6 protein-coding genes are annotated in these 9,173 nt (G+C 69.0%); 2 read left to right on the top strand and 4 right to left on the bottom strand.

Annotated features, from left to right (window positions below; all coding sequences use genetic code 11):
• Window positions 1–262: carboxyl transferase domain-containing protein (locus Q8Q77_RS00340; protein ID WP_305580010.1), on the top strand; the 262-nt coding region annotated here is incomplete at its 5' end.
• 2 nt (window positions 263–264) lie between these two features.
• Window positions 265–2,157 carry an acetyl/propionyl/methylcrotonyl-CoA carboxylase subunit alpha gene (locus Q8Q77_RS00335; protein WP_305580008.1) on the top strand — a complete coding sequence of 631 codons (1,893 nt, stop codon included), beginning with the start codon at window positions 265–267 and terminating at the stop codon, window positions 2,155–2,157.
• Here Q8Q77_RS00335 and Q8Q77_RS00330 read toward each other — a convergent pair.
• The 4 genes from Q8Q77_RS00330 to Q8Q77_RS00315 form a co-directional block, all read right to left on the bottom strand.
• Window positions 2,154–3,413 carry a polysaccharide lyase family 1 protein gene (locus Q8Q77_RS00330; RefSeq protein WP_305580006.1) on the bottom strand — a complete coding sequence of 420 codons (1,260 nt, stop codon included), beginning with the start codon at window positions 3,411–3,413 and terminating at the stop codon, window positions 2,154–2,156. The genes Q8Q77_RS00335 and Q8Q77_RS00330 overlap by 4 nt on opposite strands.
• A complete protein-coding gene (locus Q8Q77_RS00325; protein ID WP_305580004.1) occupies window positions 3,410–4,990 on the bottom strand; it encodes a family 43 glycosylhydrolase in 1,581 nt (526 codons plus the stop codon). Before Q8Q77_RS00325 ends, Q8Q77_RS00330 begins: the two co-directional genes overlap by 4 nt.
• Before the next feature lie 13 nt (window positions 4,991–5,003).
• The gene (locus Q8Q77_RS00320) at window positions 5,004–7,808 is read right to left on the bottom strand and encodes a TonB-dependent receptor (protein WP_305580002.1); all 2,805 of its coding nucleotides are present in this window, start codon (window positions 7,806–7,808) and stop codon (window positions 5,004–5,006) included.
• Between the two features lie 200 nt (window positions 7,809–8,008).
• Window positions 8,009–9,118 carry an S-(hydroxymethyl)glutathione dehydrogenase/class III alcohol dehydrogenase gene (locus Q8Q77_RS00315; protein WP_305580012.1) on the bottom strand — a complete coding sequence of 370 codons (1,110 nt, stop codon included), beginning with the start codon at window positions 9,116–9,118 and terminating at the stop codon, window positions 8,009–8,011.
• Between the last annotated feature and the right edge of the window lie 55 nt (window positions 9,119–9,173).

Genomic DNA, 9,173 nt, shown 5'->3' with positions numbered 1-9,173 from the left:
CATGGGCGGGGAGCAGGCCGCCAGCGTCCTGGCCACCGTCCATCGCGACGCCGCCACCTGGACCCCCGCCGAGGAAGAGGCGTTCAAGGCCCCGGTCCGCGACAAGTACGAGACCGAAGGCGACCCCTACTTCGCCACCGCCCGCCTGTGGGACGACGGGGTCATCGACCCGGCCCAGACCCGCGACGTGCTCGGCCTCTCCATCTCCGCCGCCCTCAACGCGCCGATTCCGGAAACCCGGTTCGGCGTCTTCCGGATGTGACCATGATCAAGAGCATACTGGTCGCCAACCGGGGCGAGATCGCCCGCCGGATCTTCCGCACCGCCCGCGAAATGGGCATCGCCACCGTGGCCGTCTATTCCGAGCCCGACGCCGACGCGCCCCATGTGCGCGAGGCCGACCAGGCCGTGCTGATCGGCCCGGCGGCGGCGCGCGAGAGCTACCTCGTCGGCGAGAAGATCATCGCCGCGGCCAAGGCCACCGGCGCCGAAGCCATCCATCCCGGCTACGGCTTCCTGTCGGAGAACGCCGAGTTCGCGGAGGCGGTGAGCGCCGCGGGCCTGATCTGGATCGGCCCGCCGCCCTCGGCGATCCACGCCATGGGCATGAAGGACGCAGCCAAGTCGCTGATGGACAAGGCCGGCGTGCCGGTGACGCCGGGCTATCTCGGCGAGAACCAGGACGAGGCGCACCTCAAGTCGCAGGCCGACCGCATCGGCTATCCGGTGCTGATCAAGGCCGTGGCCGGCGGCGGCGGCAAGGGCATGCGCAAGGTCGAGAAGGCCCAGGACTTCGCCGCCGCGCTCACCTCGTGCAAGCGCGAAGCCGCCGCCTCGTTCGGCGACGACCGGGTGCTGCTGGAGACCTATGTCACCCGTCCCCGGCACATCGAGGTCCAGGTGTTTGGCGACTCTCAGGGCAATGTCGTCCACCTCTATGAGCGCGACTGCTCCCTACAGCGCCGCCACCAGAAGGTCATCGAGGAGGCCCCCGCGCCGGGCATGAGCGACGCGGCCCGCGCCGCCGTCACCTCCGCCGCCGTCAAGGCCGCGCAAGCGGTCGGCTATGTGGGCGCCGGCACCGTCGAGTTCATCGCCGACGCCAGCGACGGCCTGAAGCCCGATCGCATCTGGTTCATGGAAATGAACACCCGCCTGCAGGTGGAGCACCCGGTCACCGAGGCGGTCACCGGCGTCGACCTGGTGGAGTGGCAGATCCGCGTCGCCTCGGGCGAACCCCTGCCCCTGACCCAGGACCAAATCCAGCTCACCGGCCACGCGGTGGAGGCCAGGCTCTACGCCGAGAACCCGGCCGGCGGCTTCCTGCCGTCCATCGGGACGCTGGAGCACTTCCACCTGCCCGACGACCTGATCCGGGTGGACACCGGTGTCGAGGAGGGCGGCGAGGTCTCGCCCTTCTACGACCCGATGATCGCCAAGCTGATCGCCCACGCCGCCACGCGCGAGGGGGCTTCGGACCTGCTGGCCCAGGCCTGCAGCGAGGTCGAGGTCTGGCCGGTGAAGACCAACGCCGGCTTCCTGGCCCGCTGCCTGGACCACCCCGACTTCATCGAGGGCGACGTCGACACCGGCTTCATCGAGGCCCGTCTGGAGGCCCTGGCCACCCCGCCGGCGCCCTCGGAATCGGCCCTCGCCGCGGCCGCCACCGCGGTGATCATGGACGAGGAGCGGCTCACCAACGAACCCGCCTCCCCGTGGCGCGAGCTGACCGGCTTCCGGACCAATGCGGCGCCCCGCGACACCGTGCGGCTCTATCTGGACGGGGTGGGCCTGGACGGGTCGCTGGCGCTCGACGAGCTGACCGAGAACGTCCTCATCACCGACGACGGCGAGGTGGTGGTGTTCGACGCAGGCGAGGTGTTCGTCCTGACCCGCCGCCCGCCGGTGGCCGACGCCGCCCACGCGGCCGGCGACGGCGGGGTCCGCGCGCCCATGCCGGGCAAGGTCGTCGCTGTCAGCGTGGCGGTCGGCGACCAAGTCACGCGCGGCCAAGCTCTGCTGACGCTGGAGGCCATGAAGATGGAGCACGCGCTGACCGCCCCCTATGACGGCGAGGTCGAGTCGCTCAGCGTTTCGGTGGGCGACCAGGTGAGCGAAGGCTCGGTCCTGGCCCGCCTGGTCGCCAAGGCCGACTAGGCGTCCAGGCTCGCTGGGTCGAAGACCCTCCGGGTGGGCGCGGGCGCCGGGTAGCCGCCCACGGCCTGCTCGCTGTCGCGGATCGCGCCCGTGCGGGCGATGACCTCGGCCACGATCCGCGCATCGACGGCGTCGCGGTCCCAGGGCCGGGCCCCGGCGTTTCGCAGGACCGCCGCCTCGACCTCGCGCGCAGGCTTCGCGGCCAGGCCCAGCGGCCAATCCGCCGGCCGCGCCAGGACCGTCGGCGCGATGGTCGAGCCGCCGAAGTTGGCGATCTGCGGCAGGGGCGCGCCTTGGCGGTCCAGCGCCAGGTTGTCGGCCATGTGCAGGTCGATGGGGCCTTGGCCGCCGACCATCATCATCGCAACCCCGTCCGCGGTCGAGGGTCCGGCGCGCAGCACGTTGCCGACCAGGGCCAACCGCGCCGGCTGGTGGGGATGGTCGCCCCATTCCTTGGCATGGAGGTTGAAATGAACGCCCCGCTTGCCGGGGTCGTAGATCAGGTTGTTGACCACCGCCCCGCGCGCCCCGCCCTTGAACAGCGGGTTGCGCTCGCGGTTGTGGGCGTAGAGGTTCCCGACGATCAGCACGCCCGTGACGTTGTCGTGGACCAGGGAGCCCTTGGAATGCTCGCCCTTCGAGTGGGTGGCGTTCGACAGGCCCTCGGCGACGATGTTGTTGGAGAAGGTGATGCCGTGCGAGGTGGCCGCGCGCCAGTCGTCCGGGGTCGCGCCCTCGAACCGGGGTCCGGACGCCGACAGTCCCTCGTCCGTCGCCCAGGAGAACGAGCAGTGGTCGACGATCACGTCGCGGGCACGGTCGGTGGCGAGGCCGTCGCACTCCCAGCCCGACAACTTGGCCGCCCCGGCCTCGCCCGGCCGGATGCGGATGTGGCGGATGATCACGTCGTGCGTGGCGACTGTCAGCCCACCCCGGATCAGGGTGATCCCCGGCGCGGGCGCCGTCTGGCCGGCGAGCGTCAGGAACGGCTCGCGAATCTTCAGGCTGCGGGCCCCCAGGTCGATCACCCCGCCCACCTCGAACACCACGATGCGCGGCCCCTTGACGGCCAACGCCTCCGCCAGGGAGCCCGGGCCGTCGGCGGCCAGGGTCGTGACCTTGAGGATCGCGCCGCCCCGCCCGCCGGGCGTGGCCGCCGCCCAGCCCAGGGCTCCGGGGAAGGCCGGCGGCGTTCGGCCGAGGGCGGGCGTCGCGGCGAGTATGGCGCCGAGCGCCAGGAGGTCCCGGCGCCTCACAGGGCGCGATAGGTGAAGTTGCGGAACCGAGCCTCCCCGGTCCCCGCGGAATAGAGCCCTGGCCGGAGGGCCAGGAACCCGCCGCGCACATTGTGATGGTAGCCGGAGACCTCCATCTGGCGGTCGAACTTGGTCCAGGACCTGCCGTCGCCGCTGGTGTGGAAGCTGACGATGTGGCGGTCGTTCCGCATACGGATGAACACGCGGCGGCCGTGCGGATTGGCGGGCCGGCCGCGCTCCTGGCCGTACTGGTGGGTGACGAAGGCCTTTTCGTCGAAGCCCAGGCCGCAATAGAGCTGGCGGTCGTAGTGCAGCACCACCCCGGCGGTCCCGCCCGGCGCGATCTCGATTTCCACCTCGACCTCGTAAGCCGGGTCGCCGGCGATGCAGACCAGCGGCGCGGAGTCGCGCGGCGAGGTCCCGCTGGCCGCCAGCACCAGGGCGCCGTCGCGGCGCACGACCCGGGCGGTCTCGTTGCCCCCAGGCGCTTGGAAGCTCCACTGCACGCCCAGGCGGTCGGTCGAGAAGTCGTCCGACAGCGCCATCCCGTGTGGGACACGTTCCCCGCCCGGCATGCGGATGGGCTTGGACAGGTCGCCGCCCTTGGCGTGGAACCAACCGTCGGCGGTCCATTCGATGGGATCGAGCAGGCACTGGCGACCCAGGGTCCAGAAGCCGTTCTCGTAGCCGTGATAGACCATCCACCAGTCGCCGCGCGGCCCCTCGACCAGGGTGGCGTGGCCGCGCGACCACCATCGCTCGGCGGCGCTGCGGGTGCGCACCACCGGGTTGGCCGGGTGGTTCTCCCACGGCCCGTGGATCGAGCGGGACCGCGCCACGATCACCATGTGGCCGGTCGGCGGGCCGGCCGTGCCGCCGACGGCGGTGATCATGTAGAACCAGTCGCCCCGGCGCAGGACCTTGGGCCCCTCGGGCGCGAAGCCCTCCACGTCCCAGTCCGCCGGATAGCGCCAGGGGTCATAGACGTGCTCCACCGCGCCTACCGTGGAGAGGCCGTCGTCGCTCAGCGCCACTCTGTCGCCGCCGGACAGGAACAGATAACGCCGGCCATCCTCGCCGACGGCGTGGCCGGGATCGATGTGCTTGGGAAGGTCGAGATTCACCGGCTCGGACCACGGGCCCTCGATGTTCTCGGCGGTGATCACATAGGTCGACCGCCGATCGGGGAAGCGGGCCGGGATGTAGATGTAGAACCGGCCCTGGTGCTTGATCAGCTCCGGCGCCCAGACCGAACCGATATTGGTGGTCAGGGCCGCCATCACCGGCGTCCAGTTCACCAGGTCGCGGGAGCGCCAGATGACCAGGCCCGGATAGGCGTCGAAGGTCGAGAACGTCATGTAGTAGTCGGCGCCGTCCTTCAGGATCGAAGGATCGGGATGGTCGCCGGCCAGGATCGGGTTGAGGAAACGCCCGTTCCCCAGGTCAGCCTTGCGCTGACCCTCGGGACCCTTGGCCCACGGCTCCGGGGCGGGGCCCGCGGCCAGGGCCGGGACGGCGGCGGTCGCCGCACCGATCGCGAGGGTTCCAAACGCCCCCCGGCGCGTGACCGCCGTCATCCCGCTCTCCGACCTAGAACTTGTAGCGGACGCCGACGTAGTACTGGCGGCCGGTGTGGACGTACTCTTCCGAACTTTGGCGCTGCGACGAGATCCAGCGGTCGTCGAACTGGTCGGTCAGGTTGATGCCTTCGAAGGTGAAGGTCACCTGGTCGGTCAGCTTGAAGGTCCCGGCCACGTCGATGTTGAGCGTCTCGTGCTTGCCGCGCACGTCGTTGCCGTTGCCGCCCGGGACTGTCGACAGATAGCCCTCGCGGTAGGAGGCGGAGACGCGTCCGGTCAGCCGATCGGCTTCGTAGTAGAGCGTGGTGTTCCAGGAGCTTGGCGACAGGCCCACCAGCGGCTGGGTCACCGTCGCACCCGTGGCGGCGTTGGTGATGTACTCGATGTCCGAGGTCACGTGGGTGTAGTTGATCATGCCCCCGAACTTGTCGAACGGCGCGGGCAGGAAGGTGAAGGGCCGCTGCAGGCTGATCTCGTAGCCTTCCAGCTTGCCGCCGTCGGTGTTGAGCTGCTGGGTGACGGTGAAGATCGTGTCCAGCGTGTTGCCGTTCGACAGGATGCTCGCCGGCAGGCCGGTCTCGCGGAACGGCATGGTCGAGGCGGCCGACTGGATGTAGCTCTCCAGGTCCTTTCGGAACAGGCCCAGGGTGAGCTGGGTCTCGGAGTCGGGATACCACTCGAACGACAGGTCGTAGGTGGTGGCGCGGATCGGCTCCAACATCGGGTTGCCGATGTTGAGGGTCTGGGCCGCGTTGGTGATCGCGCCGCCGGGCGTCAGGTTCGGCAGTTGCGGCCGCGACATCACCTTGGAGGCGCCGAAGCGAACGAAAACGTTGTCGCGCGGCTCTAGCACCAGGTTCAGCGACGGCAGGGTGTCGGTATAATCGCGGACCACGGTGACGAAGTTGGCGCCGACGAAGCCGCGGGAGACCTGGTCGGTCTTGGCCCGGCGCACGCCGACATTGCCGCGCAGCGGCATGCCCGCGATCTCGGTGTCGAAGTCGGCCTGGATGTAGAGCGAGAGGTCCTTCTCCCGCACGGAACGGTTGGCCCCGCGCTGGTTGTTGGCCGACAGGCGGAAGTCGCCGTACTGGTTGACGCAGTCGCAGTTGATGCCGAGCGCCGTGGCCACCTTCTCAAGGTCCGGCGACAGCCACGAGGTCGGCGTTCCGCCAGCCGGCAGGTCGAGATTGTGCCCGAAGCCGGTGACCATCTTGGAGAGGCTGGCCAGGGTGATGCCGGCCGGCAGCGGCACGGCGCCCTCGGTCACGCCGCCGATCACGAACCGGCGACGCTCCTTGGTGTCGAAATTGTAGTCCTTGAAGAGCAGGCCGCCCTTCAGCTTGATGCTGTCATTGACATCGAAGGCCAGGTCGAGCCGGACGTTCTCGAGCGTGTTGATGCTCTTGTTCGGCCGCATGCGGATCAGCGAGGCGTCGCCCACCGCATTGGTCGTGCCGAACGTCCAGTTGGCAGGGTTGGTGACGTCGAAGCCGTAGTTGAACACCGGCAGCTTCTGGTCGGTGTAGTCATAGGAATAGTTGTCGCTGTCGTAGCGGTCGAACGAGATCGTGGTCTGGACCGGGTTGCGCTGGATCGACTTGGACCGGCCGTAGATCAGGGTCGCGCGGAAGCGGTCATTGAACTCGTGGGCGATCGAGATCGAGGCCTGGTTGAACTCGGTCGACAACTCGTCGTAGCGGTCCTCGGTGCGGATATCGACGTCGTCGAAGCTGGCCGTGGTGAGGTGGCCGCGTGAGTCGAAGGTCGGGTTGCGCACGTCGGTCTGGGGATTGCCCTGGCCGGCGCGGCTGAAGGAGATGACCTCGAGATAGTTCTCCTTGCGGGTCCCGTCGAGGATGGCCAGCAGGCCGTCGAAGGTGACGGTGGTGGAGTCGGTGGGCCGGAACTGGACCGCCAGGGTCGCGCCCATCCGTTCCCAGTCATAGGTCAGGCGGCCGTAGCGCGGGATGCGCGGGTGCCAGGACGAATTGGTGGCGGAATAGGTCCCGACGGGGACATTGCAGGGGCCGGGCGTCTGGAAGCAGCCCGAGGAGTTGCCGGGTGTCCCTGGGCTCTCCCAACGACCGGTGGAGGAGCCCTCCTCCAGGGTGTTGCGGGTGGCGTAGGCCAGGGAGAACAGCGCGCCCAGCTTGCCGTCGAACCAGGTGTCGCTGACCAGGAACGTGGCCCGCGGGTCGTATTCCTTGGAGAGGTCGTTGTAGCCGTACTGGGCGGCGGCGGCCATGTTGAAGCCGTCATAGTCGAAGGGCTTGGCGGTCGAGAGGTCGACCGTGGCGCCCAGCGAGCCTTCCTCGGTCTCGGCCGACTGCGACTTGCGCACCGTGATGCGGTTGAACAGTTCCGAGGCGAAGATCTGGAAGTCGAAACCGCGGCCGCGGTTGGCGCCGCCGGAGCCGTCCTTGCCCCCGGTGGTGGCCAGGGCCTCCAGGCCGTTGACCCGCACCCGGGTGAAGTCGTTGGAGAGCCCGCGTACGGTGATCGAGCGGCCCTCGCCCCCGTCGCGATCGATGGCGACGCCTGGGATCCGCTGCAGGGATTCAGCCAGGTTCAGGTCGGGGAAGTCGGCGATGTCCTCGGCGTTGATGACGTCGACGATGTCGTTCTCGGCCTTCTTGACCGAGATGGCGCTGGCCAGGCTGGCGCGGAAGCCGGTGACGACGATCTCCTCGACCGTTTCGTCCTTGTCCTGGGCCTGGGCCGCCGATGCGCCGAGCGCCGCGGCCAGCGCGACGGCCGAGGCGCTGGTCAGGCGCAAGGCGCGCGAAGTCGTGATTCCGAACGGCGTCGACATGGGTTCCCTCCCGTTTCCCGGTCCCGCCACGTCATCGCGCGGCTAGGACCTGCCTGCCAGACTCGCTCAAATGAGCCTGACACCGGTATCATTAGCAGAGGATTTTACCTTTGACACCGGTATCATTCAAAAAAGGCATGAGCTGATGCCGAAAAACGCCACCCCGTTACGCGGGAGTTACGGCCGGCGGATTTCGGGCGTCAGAACACCACCACGCTGCGGATGCTCTCGCCGGCGTGCATCAGCTCGAAGGCCCGGTTGATGTCTTCCAGCGGCATGACGTGGGTGATCATCGGGTCGATCTGGATCTTGCCGTCCATGTACCAGTCGACGATCTTCGGCACGTCGGTGCGGCCCCGCGCGCCGCCGAAGGCGGTGCCCTTCCAGACGCGGCCGGTGACCAACTGGAACGGCCGGGTGGCGATCTCCTTGCCGGCCTCGGCCACCCCGATGATGATGCTCTCGCCCCAGCCGCGATGGCAGGCCTCCAGGGCCTGGCGCATCACCGTGGTGTTGCCGGTGCAGTCGAAGGTGTAGTCCGCCCCGCCGTCGGTCAGCGCCACCAGATGGGCGACCACGTCGCCGTCCAGGGTCTTGGGATTGACGAAGTGGGTCATGCCGAACCGGCGGCCCCACTCTTCGCGGTCGGGATTGATGTCGACGCCCACGATCATGCCCGCGCCGACCATCCTGGCGCCCTGGATGACATTGAGCCCGATGCCGCCCAGGCCGAAGACCACCACATTGGCGCCTGGCTCGACTCCGGCCGTATTGACCACCGCGCCGACGCCCGTGGTCACCCCGCAGCCGATGTAGCAGGCCTTGTCGAACGGGGCGTCGTCGCGGATCTTGGCCAGGGCGATCTCGGGCAGCACCGTGTGGTTGGCGAAGGTCGAGCAGCCCATGTAGTGGGCGATCTGCTGGCCCTTGTAGGAGAAGCGGCTGGTGCCGTCGGGCATCATCCCCTTGCCCTGGGTGGCGCGGATCGCGGTGCAGAGGTTGGTCTTGCGCGACAGGCAGCTTTTGCACTGGCGGCATTCGGGCGTGTAGAGCGGGATCACGTGGTCGCCCGGCTGCACGCTGGTCACCCCGGGGCCCACCTCCAGCACCACGCCGGCCCCCTCGTGGCCGAGGATGGATGGGAAGATGCCCTCCGAATCCAGCCCGTCCAGGGTGTAGGCGTCGGTGTGGCAGATCCCCGTCGCCTTGATCTCCACCAGTACCTCGAAGGCCTTGGGCCCCTCCAGGTCCACCTCGACGATCTCGAGCGGTTTCTTGGCCTCGAAGGCGACGGCGGCGCGGGTCTTCATGGTGTCCTCGTAGGTGTTCGGCGTCGGCGCACAAAAGGGCAGGCCGGCGCTTCGG

Source organism: Phenylobacterium sp. (assembly GCF_030698145.1).
GTDB lineage: Bacteria > Pseudomonadota > Alphaproteobacteria > Caulobacterales > Caulobacteraceae > Phenylobacterium.
Note: the sequence above shows the minus strand (reverse complement) of the source record. Positions and strands in the feature narration are given on the sequence as shown.